The following is a 14,865-nucleotide window of genomic DNA, read 5'->3' as shown; positions in this document are numbered from 1 at the left end:
AGAGCAGACCATGACCATCGATGCGACGCCAACCCGCGCTGAGCTTGCTCACTTGAGCCGCACGGGCGAACCGGTCACGCTGACCAGTTGCGATCTGGACGGGCTGGATCTGTCCGGCCTTGACCTGACCGGCTGGATTTTCGAGCGCTGCACCCTCAAAGGCACCGTGTTCAACAGTGCACGGCTGGAAAGCGCGCGGTTTGCCGGGTGCCGGGCGGCGGGCTCCAGCTTTGTCGGCGCTGATCTGCTGGATGGAAGCATCGAAGGCGGCGATTTCAGCAACGCCAATTTCCGGGGCACGACCCTCACCGACGTCAAGATCAGCCGCTGCAAGATGACCGGTGCCGATCTGACCGATGTGCAGGCGATCGGGCTGGCGCTGGAAGACGTGCTGCTGGTGCTGGCCGTGCTGCCGAAGCTGTCGTTTCGCAAGAAGACCCTGACGCGGGTGGATTTCAGCGATGCCGACCTGCGCGCCTGCGACTTCCGCGAGGCGGTGCTGGACGAATGCTCCTTGCGCGAGGCGCATCTGGTCGATTGCCGGTTCGAGGATGCCGATTTGCGCGGCGCCGATCTGGGCGGCGTCAAGCTGACCGATGCCCGGCGGTTCAAGGGCGCGCTGATCTCGAAGGCGCAGGCCGCCGATCTGCTGGGTCAGCTGGGTCTGCGGGTGATGTGAGGGTCAGCCCCGGCGCTGGATCACCCGCGCCGGGTTGCCGACCACGACCGCGCCGGGGGCCACGTCCTTTGTCACCACACTGCCCGCGCCCACCACAGCGCCGTCGCCGATGGTCACACCGGCCAGAAGGATCGCCCCGCCGCCGATCCACACGCGGTTGCCCAGCGTCACCGGATACGCCACTTCCAGCCCCTCGACGTTGCGCTTGACCGGGTCCTGATGGTGCTCGGCGCAGTAGATCTGCACATTCGGCCCCAACTGGCACTGATCGCCAATCGTCACCGTCGCCGTGTCCAGAATGGTGCAGCCCGCGTTCAGAAACACCTGATCGCCAAGGTGGATGTTGATCCCGTAGGCACAGTGAAACGGTGCCTCGATGATCGCGTTCCCGGATTTGATCAGCGCTGCCAGCTTCGGCCCTATGGGACCGCGCTCTTCCGGCGGAAGCGTGTTGTGCTGATGCACCGCCGAGCGTGCGGTGACCCGCAGCGCCTCAAGCTCGTCATCGAGGCAGGTGTACCATTCCCCCGCCGCCATCTTCTGCCGCTCGGTTTTCATCCCTGCCCCGCTGTCAGACGCCCTCGCCCACAAAGGCCTTCTCGACCACGTATTCCTTGGGATCGCTGTTCGCGCCCTCACGCAGGCCAAAGCCCTCAAGCACCGCCTTCACATCGACGTTGAACGCCAGAGACCCGCAGACCATCGCGCGGTCGTGCGCCGCGTCCATCGGCGGGATGCCCAGATCGGCAAAGACCTTGCCCGAGGTCAGGTTGTCGGTGATCCGGCCCTGATGGTGAAACGCCTCTCGCGTCGTGGTGGGGTAATAAAGCAGCTTGCCCTCGACCATCTCGCCGATCAGCGGATCGTCCTTCAGGCTTTCGACCAGCTGACGGCCATACTCCAGCTCTTCCACCGTGCGGCAGGTGTGCATCATCACAACCTGCTCGAATTTCTCATAGGTTTCCGGATCGCGCATCAGAGAGGCGAAAGGAGCAAGTCCCGTGCCGGTGGCCAGAAACCACACCCGCTTGCCCGGCAAAAGCGCGTCATGCACCAGCGTGCCGACGGGCTTGGGCCGCAGGATGATCTCTTGCCCGACTTCGATGTGCTGCAGTTTCGAGGTCAGCGGGCCATCCGGCACCTTGATCGAATAGAACTCCAGCTCCTCATCCCACGACGGCGAGGCAATGGAATAGGCGCGCAGCAAGGGTTTGCCGTTCTCGCCCATCAGGCCGATCATCACGAACTCACCCGAGCGGAACCGCAGGCTGCGCGGCCGCGTGCAGCGGAAGGAGAACAGCGCATCGGTCCAATGCGTGACCGCCGTCACGGTCTGCGCATCGGGCAACGTCTTGATTTGCGGAGCGGGAGCGGCGTCGGACATGCTGCGGCCTCTTGTATGGGTCTGTGGCGCTGATAGGCCGGATTGCGCAAAAACGAAAGCCCGGACGCGGCGTTCAGCGGTGCTCTGCGTCGCCGCGACGCACCGCTGCGGGCTGAGACGGCTCCCAGACGCCGCGCCTTGGTATCGGTTGCCACGCGCTGTCCAGCCGCCAATGTTCGGCAGGCTGGCGGCTCGCCTGGGCATGGTCCAGTTCGACCTCGCTGAACCCTGAACAGCGGATCAGCGTGTAAGCCCGCGCCAGCACCGCGCCATGCGCCCTGAGCCGCCCGTCAAAGCCCGTCGCCCGGATCGCATGCGCCAGATCCAGCGCCGCCAGATCCCCGAAATGGCGCAGCCGTATCCGCACCAGCGCAAGCCGCGGAAGCAGCGTTCCCAGCCGTGCCCATTCGCGGGCGCTCAGCTCCGGCGATGACAGATCGACGCCCACGCCGTCCGGCCTGTCGGCCAATGCCGCCAAGGGCACATAGCCCGCGTGCCAGTCATCCGGCACGAACGTCTTATCCTTTACCAATACCGTCATGCGCCTGCTCCGACTCTGCTGAAGTCGCCAGCATGGCGAAACGGCATCCTTGCCGCTATGACACGGATCAAGAAGGCGATATCAGCCAGCCAGAATACGCTCAGCCCCCAGCCAGCCCATCAGGATCGCGGGGGCGTTGGTGTTACCGCCGATCAGCGTCGGAAACGCCGAGGCATCGCAGACACGCAGCCCCTCGACGCCACGCACCTTCAGATCGACATCCAGAACGCTGGTCGCCGGGTCCGCCCCCATCCGTGCCGTGCAGCTGGGATGATAGACGGTGCCCGAACGCTGTCGGAAGTCGTCAATCAGCGCCGCGTCGCTGGTGATGGCGGGGCCGGGCCGCAGCTCTTCGGCGATCAGATCGGCGAGCGGCTTTTGCGCGGCGATATGGCGGATGAACTTCACCGCTGCGAGCATCTCGGCCACGTCATGATCGGTCGAGAACGCGTTGGCGATGATGCGCGGCGCGGCGAAGGGATCGTTTGACGCCAGCTCGATCCGCCCCCGGCTGGTGGGGCGACAGTTCGACAGACCGATGCTCAGGCCCGGGAACGGATCGGGGCTGAGGATCGGGCGCTCACCGTCGCGCGGCATGAGGGTCGAGAACGCCTGAAAATAGAGCTGCATGTTCGGGCGGTCGAGCGATGGATCGGTGCGAAAGAAGCCGCCGCCATGGTTGATCGACACCGACAGCGGGCCGCCCCGCGTCAGCAGATACTGCATGCCCACCAACGCCTTGCCCCACCATGGGCGCAAGATGTCATTCATCGTCGGCACGGTCATGCGGTAGGTATAATTGATGCCCTGATGGTCATTCAGATGCGCGCCGACATTGGGCTGGTCGTGCAACACCTCGATGCCTTGGGCGCGCAGATCGGCTGCAGGGCCGATGCCCGACAGCATCAGGAGTTGTGGCGTGTTGATCGCGCCGCCCGACAGGATCACCTCGCCGGCCCGCGCCTGATGCAGCGCGCCACGCCAGCGGTATTCCACGCCCACGGCACGCTTGCCCTCGAACACCACCCGCGTCACCTGCGCGCGGGTGCGCAGCGCCACGCGCCCGGTTTTCAGCGCTGGCCGCAGAAAGGCCCGCGCGACCGAATTGCGCCGCCCGTCCTTGATGGTCAGCTGATAGGTGCCTGCCCCCTCCTGGCGCTCCCCGTTGAAGTCGGCGTTGCGCGGCAGCCCGGCGGCTTCGCAGGCGGCGATGTAGGGTGCGACCAGCGGGTGGGCGGCATCCCGGCTGGAACGGATCGCCAAGGGCCCGCCTTGCCCGCGCCACGCATCGGCGCCGTCGGCATTGTCCTCGATCGCGCAATACGCAGCGCGCGCCGCGTCCCAGCCCCAGGCGGACGATCCCGCCGCTGCCTGCCAGTCGTCGTAATCGCTGGCATGGCCACGTATCCAGACCATCGCGTTGATCGACGACGACCCGCCCACCACCTTGCCGCGCGGCCAGTAGTCGCGCTGTCCGTTCAGGCCGGGGTCGGGCTCGGTCCGGTAGGCCCAGTTGACGACAGGATCATAGAAGAGTTTGCCGTAGCCCAGCGGCATATGGACATAGAACCGCCGGTCACTGACCCCGGCCTCGAGCACCAGCACCCGCCGCCCGGCCTCGGCCAGCCGCGCCGCCAGCACCGAGCCCGAAGAGCCCGAGCCCACGATCACATAGTCGAATGCACCGTCCATTGCGGCCTCCGCTTGGGTTTGGTGTTACTGAAACGTCATGTCGGCGCGACCCGCAAGGGGGCCTCGCGCTGGACGCAGGGTTGCCACAAGGCTACACCTGTCGGGCGAACCGGAGATGCGCCCATGACCCGACCCGATCTCGACCCGCTCGACCGCAAGATCCTGATGGAATTGCAAGAAGACGCGAGCCAATCGCTCGACGACATCGCCCGCAAGGTCGGCTCGTCCAAGACGCCGGTCTGGAACCGCATCCGCAAGATGCGCGAGCAGGGCGTGATCGGTCGGCAGACGGTTCTGCTGGATCCCGAAGCGCTGGGGCTGGAGGCGTGCTTCTTTGTGCTGGTGCGTACCGCCGACCATGATCCCGAGTGGCAAGACCGCTTTCTGGGTTCGGTCCGCGCCCGTCCCGAAGTGATGGAGGCACACCGGCTGGCGGGGGATATCGACTATATCCTCAAGGTCCGCGTGACCAACGCCCGCGCCTATGATGCCTTCTATCAGGCGCTGATCAGAGATGTGAAAATCCACAACGTCACCGCGCTTTTGTCGATGGAAGAAATCAAGTCGACAACGATCCTGCCCGTGTGAGACCGGGCACAGAAAGGGGGCATTGCCCCCCTCTGCGGCATGCGCCGCATTCACCCCCCAGGATATTTAGGGACAGATGATAAGGCTTTGTTAACCTTGATTATCATCTGTCTCCAAATATCCACGGGGGTTTCCAAAGGGGGCCCGTGGGTCCCCTTTGGCGATGGGGTTCGGGGGGCGAGCAGCCCCCCGAACCGCGCGCTTAGCCGAACGCGTCCGGCTCGCTTGCCTTGCGCTGGTCCACATAGGCCTGCAGCGCTTCGGCGATCGCGGGGTCCAGCGACGGCTCCTGATAGTCGCGCAGTTGCTTCTTCACCCGGACACTCGCCAGCGTCGCGGAATCGCGTGCGCCTTCGTCTTCCCAGGTCTCGTAGGGTTTGTAGTCCAGCACGTCAGAGCGCCAGAAGGCGGTCTTGAAGTTGTTCTGCGTGTGCTGGCAGCCCAGATAGTGACCGCCCGGCCCCACTTCGCGGATCGCGTCCATCGCCTGGCCGTTCTCATCCATCGACACGCCCTTGGCGATATGGTGCAGCGCCCCCAACTGGTCGGCGTCGAGCACGAATTTCTCGTACGACGACACCAGCCCGCCCTCAAGCCAGCCACAAGCGTGGAGCATGAAGTTGACGCCCGACAACAGCGCCATGTTCAACGTGTTCGCGGTTTCATAGGCCGACTGCGCGTCGGGAAGTTTCGAGCCGCAGAACGACCCGCCCGAGCGGTAAGGCAGGTTCATCCGGCGGGCCAGTTGCCCCGCGCCATAGGTGATATGCGCCGCTTCCGGCGTGCCGAAGGTCGGTGCGCCCGAGTTCATGTCGATCGAGGTCACGAAGGCCCCGAAGATCACCGGCGCGCCCTTGCGGATCAGCTGGCTGTAGGCCACGCCCGCCAGCACCTCGGCCAGCACTTGCGTCAGCGTGCCCGCCACCGTCACCGGCGCCATCGCGCCGCCAACGATGAAGGGCGAGATGATCGCTGCCTGATTGGCCCGCGCATACACCTCAAGCGCGCCCATCATCACGCCGTCAAAGGTCAGCGGCGAGTTGATGTTGATCAGTGAGGTCATCACCGCGTTCTGGTCGACGAAGTCGCTGCCGAACAGGATCTTGGACATCGCCACCGAATCCTCGGCGCGCACGGGTTCGGTGACCGAGCCCATATAGGGTTTGTCCGACAGCGTCATATGCGCCTGCAGCATGTCCAGATGGCGCTTGTTCACCGCGATGTCGGTCGGCTCGCAGACCGTCCCGCCCGAATGGTGCAGCCATTTGGACATATAGCCCAGCTTTACGAAATTGCGGAAATCCGCGATCGTGGCATAGCGCCGCCCGCCTTCGAGGTCGCGCACGAAGGGCGGGCCATAGACCGGTGCCAGCACCAGCGACTTGCCGCCGATCTCGACGTTGCGCTCAGGGTTGCGGGCGTGCTGGGTGAAGCGTGAGGGCGCGGTCTTGCACAGCGCGCGGGCCAGACCCCGGGGGATGCGCACGCGCTCGCCCTGCACATCGGCCCCGGCTTCGCGCCACAGCGCCAAGGCACCGGGGTTATCGACGAAATTGACGCCGATTTCCTCAAGCACGGTGTCGGCGTTGTACTCGATGATCTCGAGCGCCTCTTCGTTGAGGATCTCGAAGTTGGGGATCTTGCGCTCGATGAATTTGGCGGTCTCGATGGACACTGCCGTCCGCTCGGCCCGTCGTGCGGCTCCGCCGCCGCCTCGGGTTCGACGCTCGCCCCTGACTTCATTCATCGCTCTGGCTCCGAAAAAATGGATCTGGGGCTGAGAAATAGGGCCAAGCCCCGGCGAGGGATCAGCCGGAAGCGCCCTTTGGGGGCGAAAGGCGACATTGGCGGCGCGCCGCTCTCAGCGACGGGCGCGCAGGATCCGCTGCCAGAGCGTGCCGCCGAGGTAGCGACCCGCGACGAAATAGCCGATCATCACGGCAAAGAGCAGGACCGCGGGCATGCCAGACAGGCTGAAGCCGCTCTCGGTCACGTTCCCGGTCAGCTTGGCAATGACATAGCCACCGACGGCGAAGATGGTGAAGAAATCGAGAATCGCGGCAAGAATGATTCTCCAGGTTGCAGGGGCGGTGCTCATCAGGCGTACTCTTTGGTTTGGGGTTTCGCGCAGTGACGCATAGCGCGCCGGTGGCGGCAAGCCCAGAACCGGCCCCCTGAGCCGCGCGCGGGTCTGGCTCATCAGCCTGAGGGACGCGCGGTTTGTGCCTGCGCAAGGCCCCCAAGCCCGCCCGGCACGCCGAACGCGCGCGCGCCCCCTTGCGCCGGTCGGGCGGCTTGCCTAAAGGCTTTCTATGACCCAGCACAGCCATGACCGCCTCCTCATCATCGATTTCGGCAGCCAGGTGACGCAGCTGATTGCGCGCCGCCTGCGCGAGCTGAATGTCTATTGCGAAATCCATCCGTACCAGAAGGTGACCGACGCCTTCCTGACCGAGTTCGCCCCGAAGGCGATCATCTTCTCGGGCGGGCCCGATTCGGTGACGCGCGAGGGTTCGCCGCGTCCGCCGCAGAGCGCCTATACGCTGGGCGTGCCGATCCTCGGCATCTGCTACGGCCAGCAGGTCATGATGCAGGATCTGGGCGGCGTCGTTGAGGCGGGCCAAAGCCACACCGCCGAATTCGGCCGCGCCTATGTCAAGCCGACCGAGTTGAAGACCGACCTCTTCAACGGCTGGTTTCTGGATCCCAACGGGCGCGAGCAGGTCTGGATGAGCCACGGCGACCACGTCGCCAAGCTGGCCCCCGGCTTTGACGTCTACGGCACCTCGTCGGGCGCGCCCTTCGCCATGACCGCCGATCTGGAGCGCCGCTTCTACGCCGTGCAGTTCCACCCTGAGGTCCATCACACGCCCAACGGCGCGACGCTTTATGCGAATTTCGTCAGGCTGGCCGGGTTCACCGGTGACTGGACGATGGGTGCCTACCGCGAAGAGATGATCCAGAAGATCCGCGATGAAGTCGGCGACAAGAAGGTGATCTGCGCGCTGTCGGGCGGCGTGGACAGCTCGGTCACCGGCATTCTGCTGCACGAAGCCATCGGCGATCAGCTGACCTGCGTGTTCGTGGACCACGGCATGTTGCGGCTCAATGAAGCCGAGCAGGTCGTCGCGATGTTCCGCGAGAATTACAACCTGAACCTGATCCACGCCGACGAATCCGATCTGTTCCTGAACGCGCTTGAGGGGGTTTCCGACCCCGAGGTCAAGCGCAAGACCATCGGCAAGCTGTTCATCGACGTGTTCCAGAAATACGCCAACGAGATCGAGGGTGCCGAGTTTCTGGCGCAGGGCACGCTCTACCCCGATGTCATTGAATCGGTGTCGTTTTCCGGCGGTCCTTCGGTCACCATCAAGAGCCACCACAACGTCGGCGGGTTGCCCGAGAAGATGGGTTTGAAGCTGGTTGAACCGCTGCGCGAGCTGTTCAAGGATGAGGTCCGCGCGCTGGGAACCGAGCTGGGCCTGCCCGCTTCGTTCATCGGGCGTCACCCCTTCCCCGGACCGGGTCTGGCGATCCGCTGCCCCGGCGAGATCACCCGCGAAAAGCTGGACATCCTGCGCAAGGCGGATGCGATCTATATCGACCAGATCCGCAAGCACGGGCTCTATGACGACATCTGGCAAGCCTTCGCCGCGATCCTGCCGATGCGCACGGTCGGCGTGATGGGCGACGGGCGCACCTATGACTTTGCGCTGGCGCTGCGGGCGGTAACCTCGGTCGACGGGATGACCGCCGATTACTACCCGTTCACGCATGAGTTTCTGGGCGAGACCTCGACCCGGATCATCAATGAGGTGCAGGGCATCAACCGGGTGTTCTACGATTGCACCTCGAAGCCGCCGGGCACGATCGAGCTGGAATGACCAACGCAAAAAGCCCCCGCAATCGCGGGGGCTTTTCGTTCAGGGTCAGGTGCTTACATCGGCGGGAGCGCGAAGAACATCGTCTCGCCCGAGTGATCGTCAACGCCGTCATTGTCGGTGGCGATCCACATCGTGCCATCGGCGGCGATGGCTAGACTTTCGACCTTGTCGAGCACATAGCCGCCGGTCGCGGTCAGATGCGGCAGCAGGTCCACCACCAGTTCCGGCGTCACCACCGGCAGTTCGCTGCCCAAAGGCGCGGCGACCATCTGCGACAGCGGGATGCGCATCACCTGCTTGATCGCGGCATTGGCGCCCAACTGGTTGTCGCGCTCGACAACATAGACATAATCACCATGGACAGTAATTTCGCTCAACCCCACCCAGCCGCGCGCGGGCGTGGTGAGCGGGTAGTGCACGGCACCCCATTCGCCGGTGGCCGGGGTATAGGCGACCAGCTTGACCATGCCCGCCGGATCGTCACCCCATTCGCGCTGAACGGCCATCCAGAGCGTGCCGTCGATCAGCGTGACACCCTCGAACCCGAAGCGGGTCTCATGGGCCAGCAGCGTTTCGGGCAGCATGACCTCTTCGAGGATCGCGCCCGCGGCGTCGACATGGACCAGCGCATGCGGCACCTCGCGGTCGGTGCGCCCCTCGCTGGCCAGCCAGAAACCGCCCTGCCCGTCCAGCGTGATGCCTTCCAGATCCAGATGCTGCGCCGCTGCGCCGTCACGGGTGACGCGGATCGCGCGGGTGATGCGGGCGGGCTGCTGCGCCGGGTCGATCACAAAGATCGTCGGTTGCGCGCCATAGGCGCTGTCGTTGATGGCATAGAGCATCCCGTCGTCCGACGCGACCATGCCCGAGATCGCGCCCCAGCCGATCAGCTCTTCCGTTCCGGCCGAGGTCAGTTGCGGATAGGCAGCAGGCGCGTCTTGCAGCGCGTAGATCATCACATGCGAACGGGCCGCGCCGTCCTGACCCAGATCGGCCTCGTTCGCGGTGACCAGCAGATTGCGCGACGGGATCGGCAACACGCCTTCGGGCGCGATGCCCGAGGGCAGCAGCTGGCGCAGCACCGGCGCGGCGGGGTCGGTCGCGTCATAGACCCCGATCACGCTGCCCCGCTCGGAACCGACGAAGATCATTGGCGTGCCGTCGAACGTACCGGCGGCAATGGCTTCCAGCTCGGTGCCCTTCTTGCCCGAACGCCCCTCGGGGTAATGGCCGATCTCGATGATCGCATGCTCAAGGCTGGAGCCGCTCTCATACGTCACGCCGCCGTCGCGATCAAAGATCGTCCAGCTGCGGCTGCCGCCGTTCCAGTCGCCCTCATTCGCGATGGCGACGTGGTCGGCATCGACCCAAGCGATCCCGTCGGGTTCGCGCAGGCTGGTGACGGTCTGGTCAAAGACCAGCTGACCATCCTTGGCGCTATCGACGTTCTCGGCCGTCGCCTCGCCCGCGCTGAAATGCGACAGCACGGCGCCGGTACGGTCCATGATGACGATGTGGTTGTTTTCCTGCAGCGTCAGCGCAATCTCGCCCGCGTCATTGATCGCCACGAACTCCGGTTCGGGATCTTCCGCGCCGATCTCGGCCAGCCCGGTCACATCCGCGCGGATCATCGCGGCGCAGTCGACCGCACCGTCGGTCATCGGCAGGATCGCGACCCAGCCGCCGGGCATCTGCGGCAGGCCACCCTCGCCAAGCTCTTCGTCACGCTCGTTCTCGATCGCGACGGCCAGAAAGCTGGCGTCCGGCGCGATGGCGACCGAATCCGGCTGGCCACCCAGATCACAACTGTCGGTGATCGCGCGCGTGGCGACATCGACGGTCAGCAGCGCGCCGCCGGTCTCGACATAGCTCGCCGAGGTGTTCACCGCGACATAGGCCACCGCACCGGCGATCCCGACCGAGGTCGGCTCACCTTCAAGCGTCAGCGCGCCCAGCGGCTGGGGCATCGCGGGGTCGGTGATGTCGACAAAACCCAGCGAACCGGCGGGGCTGTCGGTGTAGACCAGCGTCATGCCATCCGCCGTGGCGGCGATGATTTCGGACGAGGTTTCCTCGGCCTCGGGCAGGTTCAGGGCGACCGCGAAAGACGCGATCCGGTTGAAGTTCATCTGCTGAGCGACGGCAGGCACAGCCATAACGGCGAGCAGCGCGGTCGAGGCCAAGAGGCGGGCGGGCATGGAATTCTCCCTTGAGAAGTGACTGAGCGTGCGCTAGCCCTCGCGCGTCACGGAAGCGCAACGTTTCGGTGACGCTTCGATGACAGGACGTGACGACATGGCAATCCGACTGACTGGCAAACTGATCTGCGCCACCGACGAGCAAGCCGCCCTTGTGCGCGAGTACTTGCCCGAGCATATCCGCTTGAGCCGCGCCGAGCCCGGCTGCCTTGAGTTCGAGGTGGATCACCAGGGGTCGATGATCTGGAGCGTGGATGAGCGCTTTGCCGATCGCCCGTCCTTCGAGGCGCATCAAACGCGCACGAAGGCAAGCGCCTGGGGGCAGATGACCGCCGACATCGCGCGCGAGTACGAAATCAGCGAGACGTAACGCGGCGGGTTTCCGCCCAAAGACCGGGCTTGGCGACGCGCGCTGAAACCTGACCGGCCCGATCTGCGTTTTCTCTCCAAATAGCGGGCCAAACAACTGGCCAAACATTTGGAGAGCACCGATGAGCAGCACCCCCTTTCCCCCGTTCGATCTGGAAGCCAAACGCGGCGAGCCCGGCCTGCGAAAGCGCCCCTCCGCCACCCCCGGGCTGGCCGCATGGTTCGCCCGCCGGATGAGGCCGCACGTTCACTGAGCCGACGGCGGCCAGAGAGGGCGGGTGTTGGGTCCGCCCTCATCCTGCGCAGCGCGCGGCATTGCGGCACGTGTGCATCAATTTGATACAGCCATCGGGCTTTTGCGGTCCGCGGTTTGAGCGGACGACGCGCCTGTCACCGCTGAATTGATGCAGGCGCGGTTCCGCACGACCGGCGTCGTCACGGCCCCGCCTTTCGACGAACCTGTCCGTGTTGATGATCGCGCAAACGTTGGCCAAAGCCCTGCCACCGATTGCCGTATCGCTGTGCGGGTCGATCGGCGCGATGCTGGCACCCTCGCCCGATCTGGTGACGCTGCCGGGCTTGATGTTCATGGACAGCACCTGCACCGCCACCCTGCCAGCTGCGATGCCGATTAAACGCTGTGGCCGCAAACCGATCTACATCCTCGGCTCGCTGGTTGCAGTCTGCGGCGCACTGGGGGCGTTCATCGCGCTGTCAGGCGGGGCGCGCTGGAATATCTGGACAACGCTGGTGTTTCTGGGGGTTGGCTGGACCTTTGCCGATACCGGCACGCCGGTGATGATCACCCGCGCCTCGGCGACCGCCGCTTCGCTGTTCGCAGGCGTGCTCTTTGCGCTGAGCAGCGGGGCGGTGCGCAATATCACCGTGCTGATCCCTCTGGCCTTGGTGCTGGGGCTGATGACGTGTCCGCGCGCACTAGGCTTCGGTTCGATCATTGCCGGAACCGCCCTGCTGATCGGCCTTGGCGGCGCGTTCGGCGCGCGCGGCCCTGTTATCTGGCGGCGGAGTCCTTACCTTGATCTCAACACGGCACCGATTGAGGGAAGAGACCACCATGACCCAAACCGACACCACCAACCGCCAGCTCCTTCTGGCCGAGCGTCCCAGGGGCGAGCCCACCGCCCAGACCCTGCGTCTGGCCGAGACCCCGATCCCGCAGCCCGGCAAGGGCCAGATGCTGCTGCGCACGCGCTATTTGTCACTTGACCCCTACATGCGCGGCCGGATGAGCGACGCTCCGTCCTACGCCGCGCCCGTTGAGGTCGGCGGCGTGATGGTCGGCGGCACCGTGGCCGAGGTTGTCAGCTCGGACATTGACGGATTTGCCGTCGGCGATCTGGTCCTGTCCGGCAACGGCTGGCAGGATTACGCGCTGTCGGATGGCACGGGCGTGACCAACCTGGGCAAAACGCCCGAGCATCCGTCATGGGCCTTGGGCATCATGGGGATGCCGGGCTTCACCGCCTGGGCTGGCCTGACGCAGATCGGCACGCCGAAAGCAGGCGAAACGCTGGTGGTTGCGGCGGCGACCGGGCCGGTCGGGGCGACGGTGGGCCAGATCGGCAAGCTCATGGGGTTGCGGGTGATCGGCATCGCGGGCGGCCCCGAGAAATGCGCCTATGCGGTCGAGGAACTGGGCTTTGACGCCTGCCTTGACCATAAAACCGACGATCTGGCCGCGCAGCTGAAGCAAGCCTGCCCTGCCGGGATCGACATCTATTTCGAGAATGTCGGCGGCAAGGTGCTGGATGCGGTGATCCCCCTGCTCAACCCCTTCGCGCGGGTGCCCGTCTGCGGGCTGGTCTCGCAGTACAACGCCACCAGCCTGCCCGACGGCCCCGACCGGATGAACTGGCTGATGGGCAACGTTCTGCGCAAGAAGTTGCGGGTCCAAGGCTTTATAATCTTTGACAATTTCGGCCATCTGTACCCCGAATTCGCCAAGGCGATGATGGCCTGGATCAAGGAGGGCAAGATCAAGTACCGCGAAGAGATCATCGACGGGCTGGAAAACGCGCCTGAGGCCTTCATCGGCCTGTTGCGCGGTGAGAACTTTGGCAAGCGCGTGATCCGCGTCAGCTGACCGCCCCCTGCGCTGCCGTGAAATGCGGCAGCGCAGCATCGCCCTGCCCGCCTCCCTGATCTTTCCTTGCAATGCGTTCATACCTGCGCAAGGCTTGGCCGGGCACGTCGCGCAAAAGGACAGCAGGGCATGAAAGTCGTCGTCATGGGGGCCGGAGTCATCGGCGTCACCACCGCTTGGTATCTGGCCAAGGGCGGGGCCGAAGTGACCGTGCTCGACCGCCAGCTGGGACCGGGGCTGGAGACCAGCTATGCCAACGCGGGCGAGCTGAGCTATGGCATGACCTCGCCCTGGGCAGCACCGGGCATCCCGATGAAAGCGGTGAAATGGCTGTTCATGAAACGCCGCCCGCTGTTCATCTGGCCGCTGATCAGCCCGACGATGTGGCTGTGGGGTCTGCAGATGATCCGCAACTGCAACGACGAGGCGTACCGCGTCAACAAGGGCCGGATGGTGCGCATCTCGAACTATTCGCGCGACGTGATGCCTGACCTGATCGCCGAGACCGGCATCCAGTATGACGGGCGCGAACAAGGCACGCTGCAACTGTTCCGCACGGCCAAGCAGATGAAGGACTCGCGCGCAGATCAGGAGATTCTGGCGGAATACGACAGCCCCTATGAGGTGCTGGGCCGTGACGCCTGCATCGGCGTGGAACCGGCGCTGGCCGAGGTGCGCAACAAATTTGTCGGCGGGCTGCGGCTGACCGCCGACCGCACCGGCGATTGCCGCCTGTTCACCATGGCGCTGGCCGAGAAATGCGCCGAACTGGGGGTCGAGTTCCAGTACGGCCAGTCCATCAAGGGCATCGCCATCGAAAACGGCCGGGTCGCGGGGGTGGATACCGAGGTTGCCGGGCGCATCACCGGCGACGCCTATGTCTGCGCCTTGGGCAGTTTCGGGCCAAAATTGCTCACCCCCATCGGGGTCAAGCTGCCGGTCTACCCGGTCAAGGGCTACTCGGTCACCCTGCCCGTCACCGATGACGCTTTTGCCCCGCAATCGACGATCATGGATGAGACGCACAAGGTGGCGATCACCCGGCTGGGCGACCGGATCCGCGTCGCGGGTACGGCGGAAATCGCGGGATATTCCAGCCGCTTGGGGCCCCATGCCACCGATACGGTGCGCCATGTGATCAGCGATCTGTTCCCCAAGGGCGGCGATCTGAGCAAGGCCGAGGGCTGGACGGGCCTGCGCCCGATGACCCCCGATGGCACGCCGGTGCTGGGGCCATCGCGCTATGACAACCTGTTCCTGAACACCGGCCATGGCACGCTGGGTTGGACGATGGCCTGCGGCTCGGGCCGGGCGGTAGCGGATGTGGTGCTGGGCAAGACGCCGGACATCTCGTTCGACGGCCTGACCGCCGAGCGTTACGCACGCTGACAGGCGCGGGCCGGGTTGCCCCAACGGCACCCCGGCG

General features: G+C 65.2%; 14 protein-coding genes. 7 read left to right on the top strand and 7 right to left on the bottom strand.

Translation table 11 applies throughout. The annotated features are described in order from the left end of the window. Window positions 1–10: 10 nt before the first annotated feature. Window positions 11–679 carry a pentapeptide repeat-containing protein gene (locus OKW52_RS11735; protein ID WP_264505867.1) on the top strand — a complete coding sequence of 223 codons (669 nt, stop codon included), beginning with the start codon at window positions 11–13 and terminating at the stop codon, window positions 677–679. Between the two features lie 3 nt (window positions 680–682). On the opposite strand, the gene OKW52_RS11730 is transcribed toward OKW52_RS11735, so the two are convergent. The 4 genes from OKW52_RS11730 to OKW52_RS11715 form a co-directional block, all read right to left on the bottom strand. Continuing rightward, complete coding sequence (locus tag OKW52_RS11730) at window positions 683–1,237, bottom strand: sugar O-acetyltransferase (RefSeq protein WP_264505866.1); 555 nt, start codon at window positions 1,235–1,237, stop codon at window positions 683–685. Between the two features lie 13 nt (window positions 1,238–1,250). Then, window positions 1,251–2,063, bottom strand: a complete 813-nt coding sequence (locus tag OKW52_RS11725; RefSeq protein ID WP_264505865.1) for a ferredoxin--NADP reductase — start codon at window positions 2,061–2,063, stop codon at window positions 1,251–1,253. 73 nt (window positions 2,064–2,136) lie between these two features. After that, window positions 2,137–2,604: a DUF934 domain-containing protein gene (locus OKW52_RS11720; protein ID WP_264505864.1), complete on the bottom strand. Its 468-nt coding sequence runs from the start codon at window positions 2,602–2,604 to the stop codon at window positions 2,137–2,139. Window positions 2,605–2,685: 81 nt separating this feature from the next. Next, window positions 2,686–4,296: a GMC family oxidoreductase gene (locus OKW52_RS11715; protein WP_264505863.1), complete on the bottom strand. Its 1,611-nt coding sequence runs from the start codon at window positions 4,294–4,296 to the stop codon at window positions 2,686–2,688. A gap of 123 nt (window positions 4,297–4,419) precedes the next feature. Here OKW52_RS11715 and OKW52_RS11710 point away from each other — a divergent pair, with 123 nt between their 5' ends. Then, on the top strand, window positions 4,420–4,884 hold the full coding sequence (locus OKW52_RS11710; protein ID WP_127104090.1) for an Lrp/AsnC family transcriptional regulator: 465 nt from the start codon (window positions 4,420–4,422) through the stop codon (window positions 4,882–4,884). A gap of 202 nt (window positions 4,885–5,086) precedes the next feature. Here the strand turns inward: OKW52_RS11710 and OKW52_RS11705 are convergent, their stop codons facing one another. After that, window positions 5,087–6,631, bottom strand: a complete 1,545-nt coding sequence (locus OKW52_RS11705; protein WP_264505862.1) for a trimethylamine methyltransferase family protein — start codon at window positions 6,629–6,631, stop codon at window positions 5,087–5,089. Window positions 6,632–6,745: 114 nt separating this feature from the next. Beyond that, window positions 6,746–6,982 (bottom strand): hypothetical protein, encoded by a 237-nt coding sequence (locus OKW52_RS11700; protein ID WP_264505861.1) that lies wholly within the window; start codon window positions 6,980–6,982, stop codon window positions 6,746–6,748. Between the two features lie 214 nt (window positions 6,983–7,196). Between OKW52_RS11700 and guaA the strand changes: the two genes are divergently transcribed. Further along, window positions 7,197–8,768 (top strand): glutamine-hydrolyzing GMP synthase, encoded by a 1,572-nt coding sequence (gene guaA, locus OKW52_RS11695; protein ID WP_264505860.1) that lies wholly within the window; start codon window positions 7,197–7,199, stop codon window positions 8,766–8,768. Window positions 8,769–8,821: 53 nt separating this feature from the next. Here the strand turns inward: guaA and OKW52_RS11690 are convergent, their stop codons facing one another. After that, window positions 8,822–10,966 (bottom strand): esterase-like activity of phytase family protein, encoded by a 2,145-nt coding sequence (locus OKW52_RS11690; RefSeq protein WP_264505859.1) that lies wholly within the window; start codon window positions 10,964–10,966, stop codon window positions 8,822–8,824. Window positions 10,967–11,063: 97 nt separating this feature from the next. On the opposite strand from OKW52_RS11690, the gene OKW52_RS11685 reads away from it, so the two are divergent. The 4 genes from OKW52_RS11685 to OKW52_RS11670 all read left to right on the top strand — a co-directional run bounded on the left by OKW52_RS11685 (window position 11,064) and on the right by OKW52_RS11670 (window position 14,828). Beyond that, complete coding sequence (locus tag OKW52_RS11685) at window positions 11,064–11,336, top strand: putative quinol monooxygenase (RefSeq protein WP_264505858.1); 273 nt, start codon at window positions 11,064–11,066, stop codon at window positions 11,334–11,336. A 470-nt stretch (window positions 11,337–11,806) separates the two neighbouring features. Further along, a complete protein-coding gene (locus OKW52_RS11680; protein WP_264505857.1) occupies window positions 11,807–12,562 on the top strand; it encodes a hypothetical protein in 756 nt (251 codons plus the stop codon). Next, on the top strand, window positions 12,447–13,439 hold the full coding sequence (locus tag OKW52_RS11675) for an NADP-dependent oxidoreductase (RefSeq protein ID WP_264507698.1): 993 nt from the start codon (window positions 12,447–12,449) through the stop codon (window positions 13,437–13,439). The genes OKW52_RS11680 and OKW52_RS11675 overlap by 116 nt, the downstream gene beginning before the upstream one ends. Before the next feature lie 129 nt (window positions 13,440–13,568). Further along, the gene (locus OKW52_RS11670; protein ID WP_264505856.1) at window positions 13,569–14,828 is read left to right on the top strand and encodes a D-amino acid dehydrogenase; all 1,260 of its coding nucleotides are present in this window, start codon (window positions 13,569–13,571) and stop codon (window positions 14,826–14,828) included. Window positions 14,829–14,865 lie beyond the last annotated feature (37 nt).

It is taken from the genome of Pararhodobacter zhoushanensis (assembly GCF_025949695.1).
Taxonomy (GTDB): Bacteria; Pseudomonadota; Alphaproteobacteria; order Rhodobacterales; family Rhodobacteraceae; genus Pararhodobacter; species Pararhodobacter zhoushanensis_A.
The sequence above is the reverse complement of the archived record's forward strand: the minus strand, read 5'-3'. Positions and strand labels throughout refer to the sequence as shown.

Excerpts from the sequence above, each read along its gene's own strand:
- OKW52_RS11735 (WP_264505867.1), top strand. The coding sequence starts at position 11 with ATGACCATCGATGCGACGCCAACCCGCGCTGAGCTTGCTCACTTGAGC.
- OKW52_RS11730 (WP_264505866.1), bottom strand. The coding sequence starts at position 1,237 with ATGAAAACCGAGCGGCAGAAGATGGCGGCGGGGGAATGGTACACCTGC.
- OKW52_RS11725 (WP_264505865.1), bottom strand. The coding sequence starts at position 2,063 with ATGTCCGACGCCGCTCCCGCTCCGCAAATCAAGACGTTGCCCGATGCG.
- OKW52_RS11720 (WP_264505864.1), bottom strand. The coding sequence starts at position 2,604 with ATGACGGTATTGGTAAAGGATAAGACGTTCGTGCCGGATGACTGGCAC.
- OKW52_RS11715 (WP_264505863.1), bottom strand. The coding sequence starts at position 4,296 with ATGGACGGTGCATTCGACTATGTGATCGTGGGCTCGGGCTCTTCGGGC.
- OKW52_RS11710 (WP_127104090.1), top strand. The coding sequence starts at position 4,420 with ATGACCCGACCCGATCTCGACCCGCTCGACCGCAAGATCCTGATGGAA.
- OKW52_RS11705 (WP_264505862.1), bottom strand. The coding sequence starts at position 6,631 with ATGAATGAAGTCAGGGGCGAGCGTCGAACCCGAGGCGGCGGCGGAGCC.
- OKW52_RS11700 (WP_264505861.1), bottom strand. The coding sequence starts at position 6,982 with ATGAGCACCGCCCCTGCAACCTGGAGAATCATTCTTGCCGCGATTCTC.
- guaA (WP_264505860.1), top strand. The coding sequence starts at position 7,197 with ATGACCCAGCACAGCCATGACCGCCTCCTCATCATCGATTTCGGCAGC.
- OKW52_RS11690 (WP_264505859.1), bottom strand. The coding sequence starts at position 10,966 with ATGCCCGCCCGCCTCTTGGCCTCGACCGCGCTGCTCGCCGTTATGGCT.
- OKW52_RS11685 (WP_264505858.1), top strand. The coding sequence starts at position 11,064 with ATGGCAATCCGACTGACTGGCAAACTGATCTGCGCCACCGACGAGCAA.
- OKW52_RS11680 (WP_264505857.1), top strand. The coding sequence starts at position 11,807 with ATGATCGCGCAAACGTTGGCCAAAGCCCTGCCACCGATTGCCGTATCG.
- OKW52_RS11670 (WP_264505856.1), top strand. The coding sequence starts at position 13,569 with ATGAAAGTCGTCGTCATGGGGGCCGGAGTCATCGGCGTCACCACCGCT.